Here is a 23183-nt window from a genome sequence, read left to right as displayed (position 1 = left end):
AACGTCTCCGGCCACCGCTTGGGCACCATGGAAATCGAATCCGCCCTTGTAGCCAATCCGCTTGTGGCGGAAGCCGCCGTCGTAGGCAAGCCGCACGACATCAAGGGTGAATCGATTGTGGCCTACGTCGTCCTCAAGGGCCAACGCCCCGAAGGCGAAGAGGCCAAGAAGATCGTCGCCCAACTCCGCGACTGGGTCGGCAAGGAAATCGGCCCGATTGCCAAACCGGATGAGATTCGCTTCGGGGATAACCTGCCCAAGACGCGCTCGGGCAAGATTTTGCGGAGATTGCTACGCTCGCTGGCAAAGGGCGAAGAAATTACGGCGGATATTTCGACCCTGGATAACCCGGCGGTGTTGGATCAGTTGAAGCAGGCGGTAAGTTAAAAGTAGTCCTCTGTGGCTGGCAGGCTTAATACTTGTCAGCCACATAGGTGATGTATTTGCTTTTTATTTTTAAGCCGTACTTTAGGGCTCTCATCGTCACTAAGCTTGTAGACCTGGAGGGGAAATGGGCCGATGCGATAGGGCGTGCCTTTGTTGCCTTTGGAAACATTGAGCACGTTTCGGTCATGTGCCTTCACGACATTCCTCGAGATAGCATCCAGCGCTCAACGCGCGTTCAGGTTGGCCCAACGAATCGATCTAATCGTCGAATTAATTGAATATCAAACAGAAGCTCCTTTTCGCAATCTCACAGCGCTACTACTCAGGGCACAAGAGCTCGCCAAGACACGAAATTTAATTGCGCACAATCCACTCGTCTTGGACATCTATGAGCATCCCGATGGTGACATCCAGGTCAAAGAGAACATCGTGTCGCTTCTCAAAGATAATTATCGGATTTCTCTGTCAGAGCTCGAACAGTTTTCGTCCGAAGCTGAACAATTAGCAACGGACCTTTACGTGTGTGCCACTGAAGTTTTCTCAGCTCTGAAAGCATAACTACGACATAGAAAATCAATGGGCTCAGACTCGATTGATATAAGCCGAATGGCCGCCCCCCCAACCCCTTCCCGCAGATAGCGAGGGAGAAAAGCATGCGAGCTCTAATTATTTTGAAGTAATCCGTAAAGAGAATTGGCCGGTTTGATTATCCACGTGAGAATAGGTCATGGCGTACATACTTCGAAAACCCGAGGATGTAACCATTTCGGATAAGGAGACATCCATGAAACTTTCAAACCTCAACTACATTCTTCAGTACAAATTTTCACCTGACCCCAAGAAATCGGGTTATGAAGTGAATTACCTGCAATCCGGGAAACTTACATTCGACACCTTTCCTGATCATTTGCCCAAACACGATGCTCTGAGCCCTCAATATGCATTCGATACCGATCAGCCGCTTTCTGCAGAGTGTACTTATCTAGGGTAATTCGTGCTGCATCAGTCCCCCATCAGGGTCAGACTTGATAAATGCATCAACAAGCTCAGACTCGATTGATATAAGTCGAATGGCCGCCACCCCATCCCCTGCTGCCGCGCTGAGCAGCACAGCCGTGCCGGGGAATTCGGTGGGCGTTGTCTGAGCGGAGCGAGTTTAGCCCTCCACCCGGCTTGGCGTGCAGCGCAAGGAAGTCCGCAGGACCGCGGCAGGGGGCGTCATTTTGTTTGGTTCCTTTATTTTGGGCGAGCAAAATAAAGGAGCTAGCCGCCGAGCTCCCCCCGGCAAAAAACAAAAGCCGATTTCCTGGCTTTTTTCACACCAGCCTCTTAGATTCCGGGTTCTGCTTCACAGCCCCGGAATGACGGTTGAGATACATCAACGGGGCCAGACTCAATTGATATTGAAGCAATGGTGAATCATGGAAAATGAATGCATGGGGGAATCGAGCCTGCCCCCCATTGATTTATTGATTTAAGAGACAAGATGGAACAGAAAACCATTGTCCGAGCGATGCAAGCAGAAGATATGGCGATAGTGCTAGACATTCAGTCTTGCTGCTACGATGAAACGAAGCTAGAGTCGCGCCAATCGTTTCTTGCAAAGCTCGAAGCCTCGCCGACCACATGCTTCATCGCGCTAGTCGCCGGGAATCCCGCTGGCTATCTTGTGGCGGTGCCAGACAAAGCTGGCAGTCCACCGCCATTGCACAGCCTGAACTACTCAGTGCCGCCCGATGCAAATGCCCTGTACTTGCACGATCTCGCAGTACACCCCGAAGCGCGAGGTGCGGGCGTTGGAGTCGCGCTCATCGAGGCGTATTTCCAAGCCATCAAGCAATCAAAGGCTCAGTTCGCTTGCCTAACCTCTGTCAATGACTCCAGCTTCTTTTGGGAGCGCTATGGCTTTCAGCGAGCGGCATTGGCCAACTCAGATTCAGGAGACATTGCCACATACGGCAAGGGCGCTCAGTACATGAGCATGCGAGTGAGCGAGAGTGATTCATCGATGGAATCAGACTCGATGGATATAAGTCGAATGGCCGCCCCCCATCCCCTGCTGCCGCGCTGAGCAGCACAGACCAGCCGGGGAATTCGGTAGGCGTTGTGTGAGCGCCAGCGAAATTATCCCGCCGCCAGGCTACCCCCGGCACTAAAACAAAAAGCCGATTTCCTGGATTTTCAACTTTCACTGCTGAATCAATTGGTTAGACTGCATTGATTTGCTTGATTCTGTGTCAGCCGACATTCCTAGATGCCTCAGCAAGAGCGCAACAGGCCCCTTCCATCCCCTTTTTGACCCATAAATTTCCATAATTTACTTATGGTAAAGTGGCCAATTTTGCAGGACAACTTGCAAATAGCTATGGATGAAATGACAACGTGAATGGAGTTTGAATGAAAAAGAAAATGCTACCGCTGTCATTGACAGCCCTTTTACTGGCCCCGGGAATCTGGGTGAAATTTATCACGGAGGATGCCACTGAAAGTGCGCTGGGAAATATCTGGTTAGGAGGTATGGGGATATCTGCCTTGATGTTAGTCATAAGCGTGATGATTTTGCTCTCCTTGCTTTACAAGGGCTGGTCGTCATCTGCGCGCGGCCGGCTCAAGAGCAGCTTGGCTTGTTGTTCACTTATGTCTGCATTCGGCCTCCCTTTCTATTATTGGCTGTTGCAAGACCTGCTGTAAGTTAGAGTCGCTTCCTCTTAAACAAAAAAGCCATTGTCGATCTGACAATGGCTTTTTGCCTCTAAACCCCACTTACTTCCCGATTTCCTTGCTTACCACATTTTCTTGCTGGTTAAGCGCCTTCTGCTCGGCTTTGGTGATATGGCCGTTGTTTTGCGAGGCCATTGTGCGTTCTTCCTGGCGAATCTGACGGTCTTCCTTGTGCAGTTGCGCGGCTTCTGCCTTGGACATGTCGCCTTCTTTCACTTCTTCATGAATACGGCGGTTCTGATTTTCCAGGCGCTTGTTCACTTCTGCGCGGCGCGGGTGGTGTTTTGCCCAATCGCCCTTAGCTTCATCAGCGAAAGCATTTGCAGATACGGCAAACAGGCCGGCAAGCAGGATAGCGACGATTTTCATGGTTTCTCCTCAATCTAGTTTGGGAATTTGCGGTGAGGCGTTTGCAACGCGGCATACCGTGTGAGCAAGATATCCTCATATCCTTACGCCACTCTTTCATCAAACTTACCGGTAACTTACGTAAATTTCTTGTGTGGATCAGGCTTAAAATCGTCCTGCTGGATTGCAATATTTTTAATCGACTTAGCTGGGCCACGCGCTTATGCCTGAACTCAAAACCCTCCTGCTTTACCTGGTGACAGCCATCGCCGAAATCGTTGGCTGCTATCTCCCCTACCTCTGGCTCACCAAGGGCAAAAGCTCATGGCTGCTTATTCCGGCCGGGGCAAGCCTTGCGTTATTCGCATGGCTCTTGTCGCTGCATCCCACTGCCGCTGGACGCGTTTATGCGGCTTATGGCGGGGTGTATATTTTCGTCGCCATTCTTTGGCTGTGGGCGGTGGATGGGATACGGCCTAGCGTGTGGGATGTGGTGGGGTCGCTGGTAGCGCTGCTCGGCATGGCCATCATCATGTTTGCGCCGAGGAACACTTAACTTTTTCATTGTGGGAAGCATCGGGCCACAAGCCGCATAGAATGGCCGTCTCAAGACCTCGGCCTTACCAATGAATGCGTACACATGGATGCCAGGCGTTCACGCAAGGAGTGAAATCGTGGAAAAACCGGATTCGTCCCAGCCTTCACCAGCTTCCGAGCTGATCGATCAAAAAATTGCCGAGCTTGGGGATTGGCGCGGGGCGACCTTGAGCAGGATGCGCATGCTCATCAAGCAGGCAGCCCCAGGGATTGTCGAGGAATGGAAGTGGATGGGGACGCCGGTATGGTCGCAGGACGGGATCATCTGTACCGGAGAATCCTACAAGTCGGTAGTGAAGCTGACCTTTCTCAAGGGCGCGTTATTGGAAGACCCGTCCAAACTCTTCAACGCCAGCCTGGAGGGGAACGCCCGGCGAGCGATCGATATTCATGAAGGTGAAGAAGTCGATGCGGAAGCGTTCAAGGCGCTCATTCGTGCGGCGGTTACCCTTAATGCCTTGAAGAAAAAAGAAAAACGCGCAAAATAGCAAGGTTCTATCGTTGAATTCCTAATCAAAAATCAATTTCTCAGGGGGCAACATGGCAGTGGTCACCGAAACGAGCAGAGACTATCCGGCCGAACGCCGATTCTTCTGCGGCATGGCGATTGCGCTCATTTTGAGCGTGTTTCTCGGCTTTGCACGCAGCTTCTACTTGAAATGGTTTTTCCCCGAATGGCCCGCGCCGCAGGAATCGTTTTTCCTGGTCCACGGCCTTTTCTTCACCGGCTGGGTCGCATTGTTGGTGGCCCAGACGACATTCGTTGCCAAGGGAAATGTTCGATTGCACCGCAAGATGGGCACATGGGGGATGGCGCTGGCTGCCGCGATCGTCATTCTGGGGGTCGTGGGTGCATTAATCGCAGCACGCCGTCCCACTGGCTTTGTCGGCATTCCTGTGCCACCGTTGCAATTTCTTGCGATCCCGCTCTTCGCCATCACGCTTTTTTGTTCTTTCGTAGCCCTCGCCTTTGTCTTCCGGCGCGATCCGCAAACGCACAAACGGCTCATGATGCTGGCGACGTTCCAACTCGCAACCGCTGCAATCGCCCGTTGGCCGGTCGTTTCCACCATGGGTCCGCTGGTATTTTTCGGCATCATCGATTTATTCCTGATTGCGCTGGCTATTTGGGATTTTCGGAGCCGCGGCAAATTGCACCCGGCTACGGTATGGGGCGGCGTCCTCATGATTGCAGCCGAACCGGCTCAATTGATGGTGATGGGAACGAAAGGCTGGCTCGCCTTTGCAAGCTGGGCGACTGGATTATTGGGATAAAAGATGCTCCAAACTCAGGCGCCACAATGAATTCTATCCCTCTGAGAAACTCCATGATTTAGATAGCTTATTTAGCCCTCTTGTATAGCGAAGGAGTTTTCATGGCCGGCCAAACAGAAATCAGCAACATGGCGTTGTTTTGCGATTTCGAAAACATCGCGCTCGGAGTACGCGACGCCAGATATTCGCAGTTCGACATCAAGCGCGTGCTGGAGCGCCTGTTGCTGAAAGGCAGCATCGTCGTAAAAAAAGCTTATTGCGATTGGGAGCGCTACAAGGAGTTCAAGGCGACCATGCACGAGGCGGCGTTCGAACTCATCGAGATACCTCACGTTCGGCAGTCCGGCAAAAATTCGGCCGACATTCGCATGGTGGTGGATGCGCTGGACCTGTGCTACACCAAATCGCACGTGGATGCCTTTGTCATTATCAGCGGCGATTCGGATTTTTCACCGCTGGTTTCCAAGCTGCGCGAGAACAACAAATACGTGATCGGCATCGGCGTAAAGGATTCGACTTCAGACCTGCTCGCCGCCAATTGCGACGAGTTTATTTTCTACGACGATCTGGTACGTGCGCAGGAGGCCAAGCAGAAGCGCCGCGCGAAGAAATCGCCGGCCAAGGAATCTGCGAGCAAGAAGCAGCCTGCTGCCAAATCCGAGGACGACAAGCGGCAGGATGCGTTGGATTTCATCGTCGAGACCGTAGAAGCCCTGATCGAAGAACGCGGATCGGATGAGAAAATCTGGGGCTCGCTGGTCAAGACCACCATGCAGCGCCGCCGCCCTGGATTCACGGAATCGTATTACGGCTACCGCTCGTTCAAGGACCTGGTGGAGGATGCGCAGAAGCGCAGCTTGCTTGCCGTCGTACGCGACGAGAAATCGGGGCAATATACGGTGCGACTGCCGAGCGGCGAAGAATAAGCGGTCGAATTCGTTATTTTCGTCCCAACACGTCATCTTCATTACTTTTTAGCGCGTTGTAACAAGCCCTGACCCTCTCGAACGTGGCGGCGCATCGTCCTTCAGCGTAAAATCGCGCACAAATGGTCAAAAAATCCCTGGTCTGGCTTTACAGCGTCACCACTTACTTGTTGTGGGCTGTCGTTATCGTGGTGGCGTGCGTCGTTCTGACGTTGCGCTACTACGTGTTTCCGCACGCCAAGGATTACCGTAACGTCATCGCCAACTACACCAGCCAGGCACTGGGGCAACGTCTCACCATCGGCGACATCAAGGCCAGCTGGGACGGCATGACGCCGCATTTCGATCTGTACAAGGTGGACCTTTACGATGCCCAGAACCGTTCCGCCCTGCAACTCGGCCATGTCGAAGCCGGCGTGTCCTGGTTCAGCCTGATTTTGGGTGAACCCCGTCTCGCCAATCTATCGATTCATCAACCCAGCCTAACGATCCGCCGCGCGCCTAATGGCGAGATTTTCGTCGCCGGCATGTCGATGAACGAGCCGGGCGAGTCGGATTTTCCCAACTGGTTGATCCGCCAATCCAGCATCACCGTCGATAAGGCCACCGTCGTGTGGCTGGACGAACAGCGCAAGGCACCGCCACTGGCGCTCAACAATCTCGACCTCACCATCCAAAGTCCACCTTGGGAAGCCTTGCTGGGGCATCACAGCTTCGGCCTGCGTGCAACGCCTTCGGCCGGGGCTTCGGCGCCGATCGATGTGCGCGGCAACGTCTGGGGCAAAAATCTCGACAAGCTGGAAGACTGGCACGGCACCATTTACGGCAAGCTCGAAGGCACCGACATCGCCGGCTGGCACGCCTGGGTCGATTACCCGCTGGAACTGGCGGAAGGCCATGGCGCCACACAGTTCTGGGTGGAGTTTTCGAAGGCACAGGCAGACAAGGTCACGGCAGACATGTTGTTTTCCGATGTTCGCACCCGCTTGGGCAAGAATACGCCGGTGGCAAGCTTCAACAGTCTCGCTGGGCGGTTGGGCTGGAAGCGTCTCACCGACGGCGAGGAATTCAGCGGCGAAAAGCTGAAACTCGTCTCCACGGACGGCTTCGACATGAAGCAGGGGCGGTTGCGCGTTGCCATCCGCGAAAAACAAGGCAAAGAAAACGTCGAGGGCGAGGCTTCGGTCGACCAACTCGGGTTGGAATCTTTTGCCGCCTTTGCCGCTAACCTACCGCTAGGCAAGGAGTTACACGACCAGATCGTGAACCTCGCGCCCAAGGGCTACCTCCAAAACACCAAATTCAGCTGGACCGGCGACAAGGAAAGCGTCAGTACCTATACCTTGAGCAGCCGATTCCACGATCTCGGCATCAGCCCGGCGGAAGACATTCCCGGCTTCAGCGGTTTTTCCGGCACACTGGAGGCGACGGAGAAAAACGGCAAGATCGTCATTGCCTCGCGCAACGCCTTCCTCAACCTCAAGAACGTGCTGCGCTGGCCTATACCGGCAGAAAAGCTCGACGGTGAAATCTCCTGGAAAACCGCCAAGGGTGTGACCGAGGTAAGTGTCAACGATCTCGCCATTGCCAGCCAACACTTGAGCGGCAGCCTCAACGCCAATTATCGCTACGACGGGAAAAAAGGCGGCTATCTCGATCTTAACGGCAAGTTCGGCAACGCCAATGGCAAGTACGCCTCGTTCTATTACCCGATGATCCTCGGCCCGGAAACCCTGGATTGGCTCGATCACGCCATCCTCAACGCACACGCCGAGAACATCAACGTCGTCATCAAGGGCTACCTCGACGATTTCCCCTATGCCGACGGCAAGAACGGCGAATTCAAGGTCAGTGCACGCATCACCGACGGCCAGCTCAAGTTCGCCGACGATTGGCCGCAGCTCGACGGCATGCAACTCGACATGCTGTTCCACGGTAAGCGCATGGATCTTACCGTGGACCATGGCCGCGTCTACAACAGCCCGATCACCCGCGCCAAGGTGGCCATCCCCGATCTCGACGCCGACCAGCCGTTTGTCACCATCCAGGGCGAGATGCAGGCCACGGCTGCCGACGGCCTCAAATACGTCAACAGCAGCCCCATCGCCGAGGCCATCGACCACTTCACCGACAAGCTTGTGGCGACCGGCAACGGCAAGCTACTGCTGGATATCAACGTTCCCATCGACGATCCGGAAAAGACCAAGGTCAAGGGCAGCTACAGCGTCGCCAACGGCACCCTCAGCGGCGATCCCGATTTGCCACCGCTGGACCACCTCAACGGCAAGCTGATCTTTACCGAAGAGTCGCTGCAAATCCAGAACATGGCCGCCAATATCTACGGCGGCCCCGGTCAGTTCAGCCTGCAAACCAGCACGGACGGCAGCGTACGCATCACGGGCAACGGCCATATCTCCGAAGACGGCATCCGCCAGGCCGCCGATTTGTTCCTGCTGCAAAAAGTCCATGGGGGTGCCGATTGGACGGCAGATGTCAACGTGCGCGACAAGCTCACCAACATCGCCATCCGCTCGCAGCTCACCGGCCTTTCCGTCAGCCTACCTCCACCTTTGAGTAAGGCGGCGGTAGATCCGGTCCCTTTCCGCCTGGACATCCAGCAGAAGAACGAAACGCAAGACGTGCTGAGTCTCGTCTACGGCAACACCATGACCGTCAAGCTGCTGCGCAACGAAACCAAGGATAAGGACGGCAAAGCCGTCGAGCGCGGCGAGATCAACTTCGGTGGCACCGCAGACATCCCGGCCCAAAGCGGTGTCGTGGTCAATGGCAAGGTGGCGCACCTGGATTGGGATTTGTGGAGCGACATCCTCGAACCGCCGGGCAGCAATAACGGCGGCGCCGCTGACAATTCCGATTTCCCGGTTAACACTGTCAACATCGAGGCCGGGACGCTGGATTATCTCGACCGCCGAGTGAATAAGCTGACGCTCTCTGCCAAAGCCATGCCGGACGGCTGGACCGCGCAAATGCAAAGCAAGGAAATCACCGGCGAAGGCCGTTGGATACGCACCGGCAAGGGCAAGGTGATCGCTCGTTTGAAATCGCTCATTTTCCCCGGACCGGCACCCGCCAAGATGGGCGCTGCCGACGATACCAACCAGACCCAGGACTACCCGGCACTGGATATCGTGGCCGACAGCTTCGAGACCAAGGACAAAAAACTCGGTCGTCTCGAACTCATGGCTAACCAGCAAGGCGGCGACTGGAACATCGAAAAACTCAAGATCAGCAATCCGGAGAGCACCTTGAGCGTGGACGGCGTCTGGCACAACTGGAAACGCCGTCCCAACACCAGTATCAATCTCAACTGGGATGTGACCGACCTAGGCAAAACCCTGGAACGCTACGGCTACCCGGAGACGGTCAGCGGCGGCACTGCCAGCTTGAGCGGCAAGCTGCGTTGGCCAGGCAGCCCGCACGAATTCACCTTCCCTGGATTGGGAGGCAACCTGCAGCTGGAAGCCAAGCACGGGCAGTTCCTCAAGATCCAGCCCGGGGTCGGCCGCCTATTGGGCGTGCTGAGCTTGCAAGCATTGCCTCGCCGCTTGCTATTCGATTTCCGCGACGTGTTCAACGAAGGCTTTACCTTCGACAGCATCGGCGGCACGGTACAGATCAACCAGGGCATCATGAAGAGCAACGATTTTCACATGGAAGGCCCGGCAGCCAAGGTTGCGCTCAGCGGCCAGACCGACCTCGACAAGGAAACGCTCAGTCTCCATGTGAAGGTCAGCCCATCCATCAGCGACAGCCTTTCCATCGCCGCCTTTGCCGGTGGTCCGGCCGTCGGCGCCGCAGCCTTGGTCGCGCAAAAGATTCTCAGGGACCCGCTCAACAAGCTGGCGTCTTATCAATACGATATCGGCGGCACCTGGGATGACCCTCAAGAACTCAAGTCCGGCGCCGAAAATAAATCAGTAGCGCCCGTACCGGGGAATTGAGGACGACGTTACCAACGAGAACAAGTAATACAGACCGGAATTAACATGCCTATCAAATCGCGCCAAAAAACTGCTAAAGCCAAGCTCCAACCCAACATGGGCATCGTCAAGATTGCCGGTATCCAGATGGCTTCTGGCCCGCACGTCTCGGCCAACCTGAGCGAAGCCGAACGCCTGATCGAAATCGCTGCCACGCAAGGCGCCAAGCTGATCGCACTGCCCGAGAACTTCGCCATCATGGGGCTCAAGGATACGGACAAGGTGAAAGTGCGCGAGAAAGAAGGCACCGGGCAGATCCAGCGTTTTCTCGCCAAGATGGCGAAGAAGCATCAAGTTTGGCTGATCGGCGGCTCCGTGCCCATGGAATGCGACGATGCGGACAAGGTTCGCACCTCGTGCCTGGTTTACGATCCATCGGGCAAGCTGGCCGGTCGCTACGACAAGATTCACTTGTTCAATCTCGACCTCGGCAACGAGCACTACCACGAGAACGACACCATCGAGCCGGGCGACAAGGTGGTCGTGCTGGATACGCCGGTAGGCCGCATCGGCCTCTCGATCTGCTACGACCTGCGCTTCCCCGAGCTCTATCGCGCCATGGGCGACGTCGATCTCATCGTGATCCCCGCCGCCTTTACCGATACCACCGGCAAGGCACATTGGGAAACCCTGGTGCGAGCCCGCGCCATCGAAAACCAGTGCTATGTGCTGGCGCCGGCCCAAGGCGGCTACCACCTCTCCGGCCGCGAAACCCACGGCAACAGCATGATCGTCGACCCTTGGGGCGTGGTGCTCGACCGTTTGCCACGCGGTTCGGGCGTGGTGATCTCCGGTATGAATCCGGCCTACCAGGAAAGCCTGCGCAAGAGCCTGCCGGCATTACAGCACCGCACACTTAAGAAGTGCTGATTAGAAGGCTGATTCGCCTCCAGACAAGCCGCCGCAAGGCGGCTTTTTTATTGAGCCGTATTATTGAACCGTAGCGCAGGCGAGCTGCGCTACAAGAAAGTTGCTTCTTCTCTCCTAGGCAGCTTCCGCCAAAAACAGCTTCATCGCCCGCGGCTTGATGTAGACCGACTCCCCGTCTTTCAGATCCAGTTCGCGGAAGCGCTCTCGCGTGACCTCGGCTTCGACGATCTCGCTGTTGTCTTCGCGGCGGAGCTCCAGCCTGACAATCGGCCCGATGGGATGGATGAAGCTCACTTCCGCCTTGAAAGCCGATGCACCGTCCGGCTCGCGCTGGATGTCGATGTCGTGCGGGCGGACGTAGGCAAGCGCAGCAGCATCGGCGGCGGCAGCATGTTCCGGTGCCTCCAGTTCCAGTTCGCCGATGCGGGCGAAACCAGCATGCACGCGGCTGTGGAACAGATTGACGTTGCCAAGGAAGTGATAGACGAACGGTGTGGCCGGGTTGTCGTATACCTCGCCCGGCGTGCCGATCTGCTCGACCACGCCCTTGTTCATCACTACGATGCGGTCGGCGACTTCGAGCGCTTCTTCCTGGTCGTGGGTGACAAAGACGCTGGTGATGTGCAACTCGTCGTGCAGCCGGCGCAGCCAGCGGCGCAGGTCCTTCCGCACCTGGGCATCCAGCGCGCCAAAAGGCTCATCCAGCAGCAGCACTTTCGGCTCGACCGCCAAGGCCCGGGCCAGGGCAATACGCTGGCGCTGGCCGCCGGAAAGCTGCGGCGGGTAACGGTCGGCCAGCCAATCAAGCTGGACGAGGTTGAGAAGCTCGTGCACACGGCGATGAATCTCGGCTTCTGTGGGACGGGTTTGCTTCGGCCGTACGCGCAGGCCGAAGGCGACGTTCTCGAATACCGTCATGTGGCGGAACAGCGCATAGTGCTGGAACACGAAGCCGACTTGGCGCTCGCGCACGTGTCGCTCCGTCGTATCCTCGCCGTTGAACAGCACCTGCCCCTGATCGGGCGATTCCAGCCCCGCGATGATGCGCAGCAGCGTCGTCTTGCCGCAGCCGGAGGGGCCCAGCAAGGCGACTAGCTCACCGGAGGGCACGTCCAGGCTGATGTCGTTCAGCGCGCTGAAACTGCCGAAATTTTTTCGTACGTTGCGAATTTCAATACTCATGTTGGGCTCCTGTTATTCGGCTGTGACGGCGGCACGTGTTGCCTGCCATTCCACCAAAGTTTTCAGCGCCAGCGTCACAAGCGCTAGCAAGGCCAGCAGCGACGCGCAGGCAAACGCAGCGGCGTAGTTGTATTCGTTATACAAAATCTCGACATGCAGCGGCAGCGTGTTGGTCATGCCGCGAATATGGCCCGAGACGACAGATACCGCGCCGAACTCGCCCATGGCGCGGGCGTTAGAGAGGATCACGCCGTAGAGCAGACCCCATTTGACGTTGGGCAGCGTCACGCGCCAGAACGTCTGCCAGCCGGATGCACCAAGCACGATGGCCGCTTCCTCCTCTTCCTTGCCCTGCGCTTCCATCAGCGGGATCAACTCGCGTGCAACGAAGGGAAAGGTCACAAAAATCGTCGCAAGCACGATGCCGGGAATGGCAAAGATCACCTTGAAATCGTGATCGCTCAGCCAGCTGCCAAACCAGCCTTGCAGGCCGAACACCAGCACGTAGATCAACCCGGCGATGACCGGCGAAACGGCAAACGGCAGGTCGATCAGCGTGATCAGCACGCTCTTGCCTTTGAAATCGAACTTGGCGATTGCCCAGGCCGCAGCCACGCCGAATACGAGGTTGAGCGGCACGGCGATAAGCGAGGCCGTCAATGTGAGCTTGATAGCCGACAAGGCATCGGCTTCGGTAAAGGCTGCGAGATAGGCATCCCAGCCTTTGCGCAAGGCCTCGGTAAATACCGCCGCCAGCGGCACGAACAGGAACAAGCCCAGGAAGGCCAGCGCAGTGCCGATCAGCAGCCAGCGCAGCCAGGCAGACTCGGCAATGGCCCGGCTTTGGGCAATCTTGGCGCCGTAAGTAGGCAACGGATGCGAGATAACAGCAGACATTCAGAATTCCTTATTTCGTATGGCGGTGGCTGCTCCACCACTGCAAACCGTTGATAGCGAGCAGGAGCACGAACGAGATCACTAGCATGACCACGGCAATGGCCGTCGCTCCGCTATAGTCGTACTGCTCCAGCTTAGTGATGATGAGGAGCGGCGTAATCTCGGACACCATGGGCATGTTGCCAGCGATGAAAATCACCGACCCGTATTCACCCACGGCACGGGCAAACGCCAGCGCAAAACCGGTCAGCAGCGCGGGCCATAGCGAAGGCAGAATCACCTTGGTAAACGTCTGGTAGCGATTAGCGCCCAGGCTGGCTGCGGCCTCCTCTGCTTCGGCCTCGAGGTCTTCCAGCACCGGCTGCACGGTGCGTACGACAAACGGCAAACCGATGAATGTCAGCGCCACGACTACGCCCAGCGGCGTAAAGGCGACCTTGATGCCATGCGGCTCCAGCCAGCTGCCGATCCAGCCGTTGGTCGAGTAAACCGCCGTGAGGGCGATACCCGCTACCGCGGTCGGCAAGGCGAACGGCAAGTCGACAAAAGCATCGATGAGCCGCTTGCCGGGAAATCGATAGCGCACCAGCACCCAGGCTACGAGCAGGCCGAATACCCCGTTGATAACGGCGGCCAGCAGTGCTGCGCCGAAGCTCAGGCGATAAGAGGCCAACACGCGTGGCGCCGTCACCGTCGCCCAGAACGCATCCCAGGTCAGCAGCGTGGTCTTGAGAAACACCGCCGACAGCGGGATCAGCACGATCAAGCTCAAGTAAAAAATGGTGTATCCCAAGGCCGGCTTAAATCCCGGCAACACCGTGTTCGATTTGGATGGTCTGGCTGTCATAACCCCTGCTGCAATTCTCAGTTTTAATCGCCGCCATGTTAAGGCGCATTGTTTAGATTGAAAAAGAATCGTTTTTAATAAGCTTATAACTAAAAAATTGGGCGCCGCAGCGCCCGAGTGAGGAGGTGATGCAAAAAATCAAGATCTTAGGTAGGAACCAGCTCCAAACTAGCCTCGCGCCAATGGGTCGCGAACTCAGGCTTGCCGAGGTAATAGCCTTGCAGAAGCGGCGCGCCAGAATCCAGGGCAATGCGATACTGGGTTTCGTTCTCGATGCCTTCGATCACGGCTTTGGCCCCCAGCTCCGTGAACATTTCAACCAGCTTCGGCAATGCACGTTGTACACGCGTATTGGTTTCCGCCTCCCGGATCAAACTCAGATCCAATTTGACGTAGTGAGGCGATAGACGCCACAAACGGTCGAGGTTGGAGTGCTTGCTGCCGAAATCATCCAGTGCGATCTGATAGCCCCGATCGCGGTAGTTATCGATAGCCTCGGTAAGCTGGCGATCCACCTCCACCGCGCTTTCCAGAATCTCGATCACCACTTGCTGGGTCGGTACGGAATTGGCGTGCAGGATGCGCTCGAACACCTTGCCGTGGGCATTGACGCTGACCAATAGCTTGGGATGTACGTTGAGGAACAGCAGGCCCTTATCCTCCGGCAGATGCAGGTAGTTAAGCGTGTGCAGCGTCCGCGCCACCCGGTCGAACTTGACCAGCCTTCCCTGATTGTCGGCAAAACTGAAGGCGAACACCGGGCTTACCGCATCCTGCTCACCGATAGACGGGCGCAGCAGGGCCTCAAAGCCATAGAGTTTATCTTGTTGTCCGGCCTGGTAAATCGGCTGGAACGCGCTACGCAATTGCAGGCCGATGTATTTGCTGACCACCTCGTCACCCTGGGCGCTCAAACCCAGTTCATCCAGGTCGAGATACAGCGCCTCCTTGAGGGCTTCCTTTAATTTTTCGAAACTTTGCTGAACCATGTTTGCTTTCCTTCATCCTGAAAATGCGTTGACTGCGAGTCCTTTAAATGCTGTCCTGGCAACACATCTTCATGATCAAGCTTTCTGTCTGCTTAATTTTTGGCATATATCTGGTCGAACACACTGCCGTCGTTGAAATGCACTTTCTGCACCTGCTTCCATCCGCCGAATAGCTCGTCCACGGTAAACAAGGTCAACTGCGGAAAATCTGCCGCATGGCGTTGGGCAACGCGATCCAGTTGCGGGCGCAGGTGATGACGAGCAGCAATTTCCTGGCCTTCCTCAGAATAGAGATACTCCAGGTAAGCCTGAGCTACGGCCCGCGTCTTGTGCTTGTCGGCGAACTTGTCCACCAGTACCACCGGGTTTTCGGCAAGCACGCTGGACGAGGGATAAATCACTTCGAACTGATCGCCCCCGAGTTCTTTCTTGATCAGCGCTACTTCGTTCTCGAACGTCAGCAGCACGTCGCCGATGCCGCGCTGCACAAAGGTCGTGGTGGCTCCACGGCCGCCGGTATCCAGCACGGGCACATGTTTGAACAACTGGCTGACGTATTCGCGCGCCTTCTTGTCGTCGCCGCCCTTCTTCAGCACCGAGCCGTATGCGGCCAGATAGCCGTAGCGGCCGTTGCCTGATGTCTTGGGGTTAGGGATGATGACGGAGACGCCGGGCTTGATGAGATCGCCCCAGTCCTTGATCACCTTGGGATTGCCCTTGCGCACCAGGAACACCGTCACGGAAGCATTAGGCGCGCTGTTGTTGGGCAGGCGCTTGGCCCAATCGGCGGGGATCAGCTTGCCGCGCTCGCTCAGAATATCGATGTCGCTGGCCTGGTTCATGGTCACCACATCCGCCTCCAGCCCATCGGAGACCGAACGTGCCTGCTTACTGGAGCCCCCATGGGATTGGTTGATGTTGATGTTCTGCCCGGTCTTGAGCTTCCAGTACTGCGCGAAAGCCGGGTTGTAATCCTTGTAGAATTCGCGCGAAACGTCGTAGGAAACGTTCAGCAGCGTTGCGTCGGCAAAGGACAACGCAGGCCAGAGCAGCAAAGCAGCCAATATTTTCTTCTTGAGCATCGGGACCAATTCTGGAAAGTTGGAATGCTCCGCACTATACTGAGCGCAGAAGATAATGTGAAAGAATATAAATTTATATTTTTATAATAAAAACAACTATAGAAATGCCTGCGCTCCAGCAGGTTTAAAATAACAATAATGGCTTCCACTCTTCGCTTCTTACATTCCGCTTCTGCCCAAGATGCTGCACTGGCCGACCCATCGCTGCTCGGTGTCCTGGCTTTTTCGCAAGAGCCATCTTCGGTAAGCGCACCGCTGTTGCAGATCACGACCGCCTATAACGATGCCTCCTTGGAACTGTGGCTGGGCAAGGGCAAGACCATCTCCGGGAATTCAGGCGACATCAGCTACCGCCACGACGGCGAATATTTGTTCGGCACCCTCCACATTGACGAGCCATTGGGCGGATCGATTCCTCCCCTGCAACAAGCTACGGAATCGGCTTATCGCCAGATTTTTACGCTCATGGCATCGCTCGGTTATCCGGTAAGCCTGCGTTTCTGGAATTACATTGCCGACATCAACGCGGTTACTCATGGGCTGGAGCGCTATCGCCAGTTCAACCTGGGACGGCAGGAGGCGTATCTCGCTTCCGGCCGCGAAATCAAGGACGACTTGCCAGCCGCCTGCGCATTGGGAATCGACCAGGGGCCGCTCTCCATCGCTTTTCTGGCTGGCCGCACGCCAGGCTTGCCGATCGAGAATCCGCGTCAAATCAGCGCCTACGACTACCCACAGGATTACGGTCCGCGCAGCCCGACGTTCTCCCGCGCCTATTTGCTGCCGCAAGCGGGGCTGCTGCTGATATCAGGCACGGCTAGCATTGTCGGGCACAAGACCGTTCATGCTGGGGATGTTCGTGCACAAACCCGCGAAACGTTAGCCAATCTGCAAGCTGTGATAACCGCGGCCAACCAGCATTTACCCGGCATCGAACCCAAGCACCTGGCATGCCGAGTGTATATCCGGAACGCCGAGGATAGGTCGGCGATTACCCAAGAAATCGAGCGTATTTGGGGGGCGGATATTCAGGCCAGTTTCGTCCGGGCGGACATCTGTCGTGCCGACCTGCTGCTCGAAATCGAAGCTACTGCCGACCGTAACGCTGCCTTGAACGCATCATGAAACCCTTGCTGTTCGTCTACGATTATCTGGTGATGATCTTCGGATTGCTGTGGCTGGCACTGCTGTGCCTGGTGTGGGCATTGATATCGACACTGCTTTATCCGCTGCTCCCGAGCAATCTCCGCACGCGTATCGGCCGCCGGGCCGTCATGCTCGGCTTTCGCTTCTACCTTGCCAGCCTCACTCTCACCGGCCGCTGCCGTTTCGACCTCAGCGAATTGGATCAGCTCCGCGATGCAGGACCGCTCATCCTGGCGCCCAATCATCCCTGCCTGCTCGATGCCGTGATGATAATTTCCCGCCTGCCTAACGTCGCTTGCGTGATGAAAGGCAAGCTGATGGGCAATGTGTTGTTCGCGTCCGGTGCGCGGCTCGCGGGTTATCTGCCCAATGAATCCATCCAGCAGATGGTGCATCAGGCCTGCGACGATTTCGCTCATGGCAGCCAGTTGCTGTTGTTTCCCGAAGGCACGCGCACTACGCGACGCCCGGTCAATCCGTTCGTAGGAAGCGTAGGGCTGATCGCCCGCCAGGCACAGGTTCCCATTCAAGCCATCTTTATCGAGACCGAGTCGCCTTATCTAGGCAAGGGCTGGCCGTTGCTGCGCAAGCCCGATTTGCCGATCCGCTACAAGGTCCGCCTGGGCAAACGTTTTGAGCCGCAGGACAACCTACGCCGCCTCACGGCCGAGTTGGAAACTTATTTTTCACAAGAACTACAACAACCATGCTGAACGCCTCCGTCACCCACGTGGTGCTCATCCCCAGCTACAATCCCGGCCCCAAGGTGTACGAGACGGTGCAAGCAGCACGGGCACAATGGAATCCGGTTTGGGTTGTCATCGACGGCAGCACCGACGAATCGGTCGCTGGACTGAAAGCGATGGCAGCAGATGACGACGGCCTCACCGTCATCCACTTGCCGCAAAACCAGGGGAAGGGCGCGGCGGTACTGCAGGGCTTGGACCTGGCCTTTGCGCAAGGCTACACGCACGTGTTGACCATGGATTCGGATGGCCAACATCCGGCGGCATTGATCCCCGATTTCATGCAGGCCTCCATCGCCGCCCCGGATGCGATGATTCTGGGCAAACCTATCTTCGACGCGGATGCGCCCAGCATACGCGTCAAGGGCCGGGAAATTTCCAATGGGTGGGCGAATATCGAAACGCTGGGCGCAGGCATTGGAGATTCGCTGTTCGGTTTTCGCGTCTATCCGGTTGCGCCGTTACGCAAGATCATGCAGCGCCATACCTGGATGCGGCGCTTCGATTTCGACCCGGAAGCCTTGGTGCGACTGTGCTGGGAAGGCGTGAGGCCCATCAACCTGCCCGCCCCGGTACGTTATTTCAGTCGCGCCGAAGGCGGCGTTTCGCATTTCAATTACCTGCGCGACAACACGCTGCTCACCTGGATGCATTTCAGGCTCGTCCTCGGATTTTTGTGGCGCCTGCCCGTCCTGCTCTGGCACAAACTCAAGTCGTAACAAGTACGTTTTCTCGCTGTTCAACCCCAAGCCCGGGCGGTATCATGCGGGCAATCCCATTGAAAGCTGCCCCAAATGCGTTATGTTGCCGCCAGCCTACTCAGTGTCGTTTCCACCATCGCTCAGGCCGCCGATCACGATATCGACAGCATTTGCCGTTCGCTTCCACAAACCCAGCCGCTGAAAGTCCTTTGCACCGAGCCTTTGCTCTCGTCGTCGCGCCAGTTGGAGCGCTCCTATTGGAGTGCGCTCGGCAACCTTGCCACCTCGCAAAACTATCGGGAACTACGGCAGGAACGCGAAGCCTGGCAGCGTGATAGCGAGGCTTGCGGCAAACAATCTGCAAATGCAGAAGCGATAGAAGAGTGCTTGTCCCGCGCCATCCTGCACTTCGGCGGCGTGTTGGAATCTCGTTTCGGCGAGGAGGACGAAGACACGCTCGATATGGATGAACTGCTCGAAGCCGCCCGCAAGAAATTGAACGCGCTGGACACCGAGATGCGCAAGGAAGTGGCTCAATGCCGCAAGGAAGCTGCGGACAAGCCCGAAAACCGAAAGCGCACAACTCAAGCTGCGGCACGCGCCGTGTCGCAAGCCTGTTATGACCGCGCTTACCGCTATATGGCATATTCAATATCGCTAGAGGACGAATCCGCCTTGTATTTGTTCAATGCCGCCAGCCAAGGGGCTGAGGCCATCAAAAAAGCCACGGAACAACAGTACGGCGTTCAAGCCACCTTACCCTTCGTTGTCGAGGAACGCACTTCCCGCAATTTCCGCTGAGACATAAGCAAATCGCCGTTTTGAACCTGAAAGATAAATCCATGATCAAGGTTTGGAGCCTGTTCGTCAGGCTAAGCCACTGGCTGCTGGTCGCGGCCTTTTTCACCGCGTTTTCGTTGCGTGATTCGGAGTGGTATCGACAGATTCACGTCTTTGCCGGTTATACCGCAGGCCTCATCCTCATCGCCCGCATCGTCTGGGGCTTTATCGGTACAGGCTACGAACGCTTTTCGGCGTTTCCCTTCGATATCCCGGCCGCCATCAACTTCGTCAAAACCTTCTTCAGCCATCCCAAGCGCTACATCGGTCATAACCCGGCAGGTAGCCTGGTGATCTACAGTATGCTGGGCATAGGCCTCGTCACCGTGGTCACTGGAATCATCGTCTACAACGACGCCTACCTGCCCTTCTCGTCCGACACCCTGGAATATTTCCACGAATACCCCGCATGGGCCTGGGCAGCACTGGTCGCCATGCATATCTCCGGCGTGGTGGTGGAAAGCTGGCTGCACAAGGAAAATCTCATCGCCGCCATGATCACGGGGAAGAAAAAAGCCCATTGATCACGCCGATTACGGCTTATTTGACGAGGCGGTCGATCAGCGCCAGGTATTGCGCCAATCCTCTTTTAACGGCATAGCGCTCGACTACGGTTTGCCGGGCGTTGTCCCGCAGGGTCTGCAGGCGGTCGGGGTGAGCAAATACCGCATCCACCGCATCGGCCACCTCTACCGGCGAGAAAAAATCCACCAACAGCCCGTTCTCGCCGTGGCTAATCACCTCCTCCACGGGGGCCGTTTTCGATCCGACCACTAGGCATCCCGCCGACATGGCCTCCAGCATGGACCATGACAGCACGAAAGGCACGGTGAGATAAACGTGTGCCGACGACACCTGGAGCAGGCTTCGATAATCGGCGTAGGGAATCTTGCCGAGGAAATGCACGCGCTTGGGGTCGATCTCGACTTCTTGCAGCAGTTTTTCCCGATACGTCTGCCCCTCGGGCAAGGCCCTGCCGTAGCTCACGCCGTCGCCACCGACGATGACGATCTGGGCATTTGGGCGGCGCCTGCAAATCTCTTGCACGGCGTGCATGAACTTGTGAAATCCGCGATACGGCTCGAGATTGCGCGACACGTAGATGACGACCTCATCCGCCCTCGATAGCACCCGCCCGCTGGGCAAGGCAAAGGTCTGCTGGGGGTTGGGCACCATGCCGTCCGTATCGATGCCCTCGTGCACCACGGAAATCTTCTCGCGAAACTCCGCGGGATGCACGGCCTTTTGCCACTGCGTCGGGCTGACGCCGGCATCGCAGGCTTCCAGGTTAAGCAGATGCAGGGCGTTGCGTGTGCGGATTCGCAAGCGATCGTCCAGGCTGAGTGGAAATTCCGGATCGAACCCCGTATCCGCTCCTTCGGCGTGGTAGTAGAACTCGAACAGGCTGAGCAAGGGCGTCGCGGGGAAAATATCCTTCACATACAAGGCCTCGCCCCAGCCCGGATGCGCAATCACGATATCCGGAACGAATCCCTGTTTCTTCAACTCCAGCAGGACCTTGGCCACTGCTTGGCCGTTAAGCACGCCGCTTTCCAGCGAGTGCAGATAGTGATGGGTATGAGGCGATGGCTTGCGGCTCGGCTCGTAGCTAACCCGCTGCTTGATCAAGGGATGGCCCGGCGCCTGAGGCTGGCAGAGGCTCACCACTTGCGAATCCAGGTCGCGCGCTAAATGGGCCGCGAGATGGCGAAACTGCCCGGGGAAGTTCTGGTGGATGAAGAGCGTTTTCATTGTTCTGTCAGATCTTGTTTTCGTCATCATAATCCGCTGTCGGCCGGGTTCCAAACGCCTCGACAAACGCCGCAGAGCCGCGCATCATCTCCTCATACGTTTAACAACCACGAGGAGTACGCCATGTCTGCCCACACCTACAAGCTGATCGAACTCGTCGGTTCCTCCACCGCCGGCACTGATGATGCCATTCGCAACGCCATCGCAAAGGCTGGCGAAAGCGTGCGTCACCTGGACTGGTTCGAAGTCGTTGGAACCCGCGGCCATATCGTGGATGGCAAGGTCGCGCATTTCCAGGTCACCCTGAAAGTGGGTTTCAGGATCGAGGATTGATCGCGACTCAGTGCACTTCTACCGCAACATTCAGGCACTGGACAGCTTCGCCGCAGCTACTGATAGTGCCTTGCACGCCGAGCTACCCGCCGATTGGTGGGTAGTAATTGCCGACGTGGAAGGCTCTACAGCAGCCATCCAGGCAGGGCAATACAAAAAGGTGAATACGGTCGGCGTTGCTTGCATCGCAGCCGTAGCAAACGTCGATCGCGATATCGACCTACCCTTTGTTTTCGGTGGGGATGGAGCCACTTTTGCCATCCCGGAAGCTTTACGCGATCGCGTGATTATCGCCTTGCGCGGCGCACAAAAATTGGCCCGAGAGCAGTTCGGGCTAGTGTTGCGTGCCGGATTGATGCGAGCTGGAGAACTACAGGCAGAAGACTTCTGGATGCGTCTAGGCAAGCTGCGCTTATCGCCGCATGTCACCTTACCGGTGCTATCCGGACGCGGATGGGAAGAGGCCGAGCGTCGGGTCAAGGATAGCGCCAACCGCAGCGTGTTGCGGGTGAATGAATCGGAAGGCCCGGCTGAGGCCAATTTCGAAGGCTTTGAGTGTCGCTGGCAGAACGTACCCAGCTTTAACGATCACAAGCTGTCGCTGCTCGTCGCCGCGACCTCTCAAGATACAGCCACCAACCTGGCCACCTACCAGCGCGTGGTTGCACTGATTCAATCCATCTACGGCGATGTCGCCAAGTACCATCCATTGCGCGCTGAGCGGCTGCAGCTCTCATTCAATCCAACGCAACTCAGCCATGAATGGCGGGTGCGAAGCAACAGCCTGGGTTGGCTCGCACGATGCGGATATTTCGTGCGCCTCTGGCTCCTTAATTGCGCCGGTCACTACCTGTTTTCGCGCAACATCGATACGCAATCCGTGCAATGGAGCCGATATCGGAACGAATTGGTAGATAACTCAGACTTCCGCAAATTCGACGGCATGCTGCGCATGGTAATGGACGGTTCGGAAGAACAGGCAAGGCGGTTGCAAGCCAGACTGGATGAGGAATATGTCGCCGGGCGACTGGTCTACGGCATGCACAAATCGCGCGAAGCTCTCGTTACTTGCCTAGTTCGGTCCTACACAGGTAGCCACATGCACTTCGTCGATGGCAGCGACGGCGGCTATGCCCTCGCCGCCACCGATCTCAAAGCCAAGTTGCACCGACTTAAAACGGTCACAACAGCAGAGCCCTGATCAAACGAGCGTGAAAGCGCCAGCAGTGAGCGAATGGACACCGGTCAATGTTGCGAATTGAACAGCAGCACTACTACCGACTGCATCAGCATCGTAATAAAGCGCACCGCTCGTGCTATCGAACAAAATGTGCTGTGAGGTCAACCCCGTGAAAGTACCGGCCCCAGACAGGAACTCGCTGCTCATCAAGGTATGGTCGGTGTTGACGCCTGAAATATCAATGAAGAGGCTGGCACTCAACTCAAAGTGATCGATACCCAAGGCAAAATCGGTAACAACATCGACATTGCCAGCACTATCCAACGGGGTATCGAAACGGAATACATCGGCCCCAGCTCCGCC

Annotated in this window: 25 protein-coding genes and 1 pseudogene; 18 read left to right on the top strand and 8 right to left on the bottom strand. The window is 56.5% G+C overall.

The window, feature by feature from the left end; translation table 11 throughout:
• The 5 genes from NMK_RS17995 to NMK_RS17975 all read left to right on the top strand — a co-directional run.
• The coding region (locus tag NMK_RS17995) for an AMP-binding enzyme (RefSeq protein WP_442417752.1) at nucleotides 1-387 on the top strand (387 nt) is incomplete at its 5' end.
• A 240-nt stretch (nucleotides 388-627) separates the two neighbouring features.
• Nucleotides 628-945 carry a hypothetical protein gene (locus NMK_RS17990; protein ID WP_146187241.1) on the top strand — a complete coding sequence of 106 codons (318 nt, stop codon included), beginning with the start codon at nucleotides 628-630 and terminating at the stop codon, nucleotides 943-945.
• 226 nt (nucleotides 946-1171) lie between these two features.
• Nucleotides 1172-1378 carry a hypothetical protein gene (locus tag NMK_RS17985; RefSeq protein WP_109017155.1) on the top strand — a complete coding sequence of 69 codons (207 nt, stop codon included), beginning with the start codon at nucleotides 1172-1174 and terminating at the stop codon, nucleotides 1376-1378.
• A 495-nt stretch (nucleotides 1379-1873) separates the two neighbouring features.
• Complete coding sequence (locus tag NMK_RS17980; RefSeq protein WP_109017154.1) at nucleotides 1874-2458, top strand: GNAT family N-acetyltransferase; 585 nt, start codon at nucleotides 1874-1876, stop codon at nucleotides 2456-2458.
• 326 nt (nucleotides 2459-2784) lie between these two features.
• Nucleotides 2785-3078 (top strand): hypothetical protein, encoded by a 294-nt coding sequence (locus tag NMK_RS17975; protein WP_109017153.1) that lies wholly within the window; start codon nucleotides 2785-2787, stop codon nucleotides 3076-3078.
• 72 nt (nucleotides 3079-3150) lie between these two features.
• On the opposite strand, the gene NMK_RS17970 is transcribed toward NMK_RS17975, so the two are convergent.
• Nucleotides 3151-3477 (bottom strand): hypothetical protein, encoded by a 327-nt coding sequence (locus tag NMK_RS17970; RefSeq protein WP_109017152.1) that lies wholly within the window; start codon nucleotides 3475-3477, stop codon nucleotides 3151-3153.
• A gap of 202 nt (nucleotides 3478-3679) precedes the next feature.
• Here NMK_RS17970 and NMK_RS17965 point away from each other — a divergent pair, with 202 nt between their 5' ends.
• From NMK_RS17965 to NMK_RS17940, 6 genes are all read left to right on the top strand, one after another.
• Entirely contained in the window at nucleotides 3680-4012 is a 333-nt protein-coding gene (locus NMK_RS17965; protein WP_109017151.1) for a YnfA family protein, read from the top strand.
• 118 nt (nucleotides 4013-4130) lie between these two features.
• Nucleotides 4131-4541, top strand: coding sequence for a DUF1801 domain-containing protein (locus tag NMK_RS17960; RefSeq protein WP_181376344.1), 411 nt, complete (start codon nucleotides 4131-4133; stop codon nucleotides 4539-4541).
• 52 nt (nucleotides 4542-4593) lie between these two features.
• A complete protein-coding gene (locus NMK_RS17955; RefSeq protein WP_109017149.1) occupies nucleotides 4594-5328 on the top strand; it encodes a hypothetical protein in 735 nt (244 codons plus the stop codon).
• Between the two features lie 101 nt (nucleotides 5329-5429).
• The gene (locus NMK_RS17950; RefSeq protein ID WP_109017148.1) at nucleotides 5430-6254 is read left to right on the top strand and encodes an NYN domain-containing protein; all 825 of its coding nucleotides are present in this window, start codon (nucleotides 5430-5432) and stop codon (nucleotides 6252-6254) included.
• 122 nt (nucleotides 6255-6376) lie between these two features.
• Nucleotides 6377-10216 (top strand): YhdP family protein, encoded by a 3840-nt coding sequence (locus NMK_RS17945; RefSeq protein WP_109017147.1) that lies wholly within the window; start codon nucleotides 6377-6379, stop codon nucleotides 10214-10216.
• Nucleotides 10217-10261: 45 nt separating this feature from the next.
• Entirely contained in the window at nucleotides 10262-11125 is an 864-nt protein-coding gene (locus NMK_RS17940) for a carbon-nitrogen hydrolase family protein (protein ID WP_109017146.1), read from the top strand.
• 114 nt (nucleotides 11126-11239) lie between these two features.
• Here the strand turns inward: NMK_RS17940 and NMK_RS17935 are convergent, their stop codons facing one another.
• The 5 genes from NMK_RS17935 to NMK_RS17915 form a co-directional block, all read right to left on the bottom strand.
• The gene (locus NMK_RS17935; protein WP_109017145.1) at nucleotides 11240-12307 is read right to left on the bottom strand and encodes a sulfate/molybdate ABC transporter ATP-binding protein; all 1068 of its coding nucleotides are present in this window, start codon (nucleotides 12305-12307) and stop codon (nucleotides 11240-11242) included.
• 12 nt (nucleotides 12308-12319) lie between these two features.
• Nucleotides 12320-13204 carry a sulfate ABC transporter permease subunit CysW gene (gene cysW / locus NMK_RS17930; protein ID WP_109017144.1) on the bottom strand — a complete coding sequence of 295 codons (885 nt, stop codon included), beginning with the start codon at nucleotides 13202-13204 and terminating at the stop codon, nucleotides 12320-12322.
• A 10-nt stretch (nucleotides 13205-13214) separates the two neighbouring features.
• Nucleotides 13215-14051: a sulfate ABC transporter permease subunit CysT gene (gene cysT / locus NMK_RS17925; RefSeq protein ID WP_109017143.1), complete on the bottom strand. Its 837-nt coding sequence runs from the start codon at nucleotides 14049-14051 to the stop codon at nucleotides 13215-13217.
• A gap of 146 nt (nucleotides 14052-14197) precedes the next feature.
• Nucleotides 14198-15040, bottom strand: coding sequence for an EAL domain-containing protein (locus NMK_RS17920; protein WP_109017142.1), 843 nt, complete (start codon nucleotides 15038-15040; stop codon nucleotides 14198-14200).
• A gap of 92 nt (nucleotides 15041-15132) precedes the next feature.
• Nucleotides 15133-16122 carry a sulfate ABC transporter substrate-binding protein gene (locus NMK_RS17915; protein ID WP_109017141.1) on the bottom strand — a complete coding sequence of 330 codons (990 nt, stop codon included), beginning with the start codon at nucleotides 16120-16122 and terminating at the stop codon, nucleotides 15133-15135.
• A gap of 138 nt (nucleotides 16123-16260) precedes the next feature.
• Here NMK_RS17915 and NMK_RS17910 point away from each other — a divergent pair, with 138 nt between their 5' ends.
• The 5 genes from NMK_RS17910 to NMK_RS17890 all read left to right on the top strand — a co-directional run bounded on the left by NMK_RS17910 (nucleotide 16261) and on the right by NMK_RS17890 (nucleotide 20079).
• On the top strand, nucleotides 16261-17247 hold the full coding sequence (locus NMK_RS17910; protein ID WP_227871567.1) for a chorismate transformation FkbO/Hyg5 family protein: 987 nt from the start codon (nucleotides 16261-16263) through the stop codon (nucleotides 17245-17247).
• Nucleotides 17244-17981, top strand: a complete 738-nt coding sequence (locus NMK_RS17905; protein ID WP_181376343.1) for a lysophospholipid acyltransferase family protein — start codon at nucleotides 17244-17246, stop codon at nucleotides 17979-17981. Before NMK_RS17910 ends, NMK_RS17905 begins: the two co-directional genes overlap by 4 nt.
• Nucleotides 17975-18733 carry a glycosyltransferase family 2 protein gene (locus NMK_RS17900; protein ID WP_109017140.1) on the top strand — a complete coding sequence of 253 codons (759 nt, stop codon included), beginning with the start codon at nucleotides 17975-17977 and terminating at the stop codon, nucleotides 18731-18733. Before NMK_RS17905 ends, NMK_RS17900 begins: the two co-directional genes overlap by 7 nt.
• Before the next feature lie 75 nt (nucleotides 18734-18808).
• A complete protein-coding gene (locus tag NMK_RS17895) occupies nucleotides 18809-19516 on the top strand; it encodes a hypothetical protein (RefSeq protein WP_109017139.1) in 708 nt (235 codons plus the stop codon).
• 41 nt (nucleotides 19517-19557) lie between these two features.
• Entirely contained in the window at nucleotides 19558-20079 is a 522-nt protein-coding gene (locus NMK_RS17890; RefSeq protein WP_146187240.1) for a cytochrome b/b6 domain-containing protein, read from the top strand.
• 16 nt (nucleotides 20080-20095) lie between these two features.
• On the opposite strand, the gene NMK_RS17885 is transcribed toward NMK_RS17890, so the two are convergent.
• A complete protein-coding gene (locus tag NMK_RS17885; protein ID WP_109017137.1) occupies nucleotides 20096-21307 on the bottom strand; it encodes a glycosyltransferase family 4 protein in 1212 nt (403 codons plus the stop codon).
• 123 nt (nucleotides 21308-21430) lie between these two features.
• Between NMK_RS17885 and NMK_RS17880 the strand changes: the two genes are divergently transcribed.
• Together NMK_RS17880 and NMK_RS17875 are read left to right on the top strand one after the other, a co-directional pair.
• A complete protein-coding gene (locus NMK_RS17880; protein ID WP_109017136.1) occupies nucleotides 21431-21640 on the top strand; it encodes a dodecin in 210 nt (69 codons plus the stop codon).
• A gap of 10 nt (nucleotides 21641-21650) precedes the next feature.
• The gene (locus NMK_RS17875) at nucleotides 21651-22841 is read left to right on the top strand and encodes a DUF3095 domain-containing protein (protein ID WP_181376342.1); all 1191 of its coding nucleotides are present in this window, start codon (nucleotides 21651-21653) and stop codon (nucleotides 22839-22841) included.
• On the opposite strand, the pseudogene NMK_RS18615 reads toward NMK_RS17875, so the two are convergent.
• A pseudogene (locus tag NMK_RS18615) lies at nucleotides 22842-23183 on the bottom strand (calcium-binding protein); the annotation flags it as partial.

The organism is Novimethylophilus kurashikiensis (assembly GCF_003112435.1).
GTDB lineage: Bacteria > Pseudomonadota > Gammaproteobacteria > Burkholderiales > Methylophilaceae > Novimethylophilus > Novimethylophilus kurashikiensis.
Note: the sequence above shows the minus strand (reverse complement) of the source record. Positions and strands in the feature narration are given on the sequence as shown.

Bases quoted from the DNA above. Each gene is read 5' to 3' on its own strand.
- NMK_RS17890 (WP_146187240.1), top strand. From the start codon at position 19,558: ATGATCAAGGTTTGGAGCCTGTTCGTCAGGCTAAGCCACTGGCTGCTG.
- NMK_RS17940 (WP_109017146.1), top strand. From the start codon at position 10,262: ATGCCTATCAAATCGCGCCAAAAAACTGCTAAAGCCAAGCTCCAACCC.
- cysT (WP_109017143.1), bottom strand. From the start codon at position 14,051: ATGACAGCCAGACCATCCAAATCGAACACGGTGTTGCCGGGATTTAAG.
- NMK_RS17970 (WP_109017152.1), bottom strand. From the start codon at position 3,477: ATGAAAATCGTCGCTATCCTGCTTGCCGGCCTGTTTGCCGTATCTGCA.
- NMK_RS17900 (WP_109017140.1), top strand. From the start codon at position 17,975: ATGCTGAACGCCTCCGTCACCCACGTGGTGCTCATCCCCAGCTACAAT.
- NMK_RS17935 (WP_109017145.1), bottom strand. From the start codon at position 12,307: ATGAGTATTGAAATTCGCAACGTACGAAAAAATTTCGGCAGTTTCAGC.
- NMK_RS17985 (WP_109017155.1), top strand. From the start codon at position 1,172: ATGAAACTTTCAAACCTCAACTACATTCTTCAGTACAAATTTTCACCT.
- NMK_RS17910 (WP_227871567.1), top strand. From the start codon at position 16,261: ATGGCTTCCACTCTTCGCTTCTTACATTCCGCTTCTGCCCAAGATGCT.
- NMK_RS17945 (WP_109017147.1), top strand. From the start codon at position 6,377: ATGGTCAAAAAATCCCTGGTCTGGCTTTACAGCGTCACCACTTACTTG.
- NMK_RS17980 (WP_109017154.1), top strand. From the start codon at position 1,874: ATGGAACAGAAAACCATTGTCCGAGCGATGCAAGCAGAAGATATGGCG.
- NMK_RS17920 (WP_109017142.1), bottom strand. From the start codon at position 15,040: ATGGTTCAGCAAAGTTTCGAAAAATTAAAGGAAGCCCTCAAGGAGGCG.
- NMK_RS17880 (WP_109017136.1), top strand. From the start codon at position 21,431: ATGTCTGCCCACACCTACAAGCTGATCGAACTCGTCGGTTCCTCCACC.
- NMK_RS17955 (WP_109017149.1), top strand. From the start codon at position 4,594: ATGGCAGTGGTCACCGAAACGAGCAGAGACTATCCGGCCGAACGCCGA.
- NMK_RS17975 (WP_109017153.1), top strand. From the start codon at position 2,785: ATGAAAAAGAAAATGCTACCGCTGTCATTGACAGCCCTTTTACTGGCC.
- NMK_RS17950 (WP_109017148.1), top strand. From the start codon at position 5,430: ATGGCCGGCCAAACAGAAATCAGCAACATGGCGTTGTTTTGCGATTTC.
- NMK_RS17965 (WP_109017151.1), top strand. From the start codon at position 3,680: ATGCCTGAACTCAAAACCCTCCTGCTTTACCTGGTGACAGCCATCGCC.
- NMK_RS17915 (WP_109017141.1), bottom strand. From the start codon at position 16,122: ATGCTCAAGAAGAAAATATTGGCTGCTTTGCTGCTCTGGCCTGCGTTG.
- NMK_RS17905 (WP_181376343.1), top strand. From the start codon at position 17,244: ATGAAACCCTTGCTGTTCGTCTACGATTATCTGGTGATGATCTTCGGA.
- cysW (WP_109017144.1), bottom strand. From the start codon at position 13,204: ATGTCTGCTGTTATCTCGCATCCGTTGCCTACTTACGGCGCCAAGATT.
- NMK_RS17885 (WP_109017137.1), bottom strand. From the start codon at position 21,307: ATGAAAACGCTCTTCATCCACCAGAACTTCCCCGGGCAGTTTCGCCAT.
- NMK_RS17895 (WP_109017139.1), top strand. From the start codon at position 18,809: ATGCGTTATGTTGCCGCCAGCCTACTCAGTGTCGTTTCCACCATCGCT.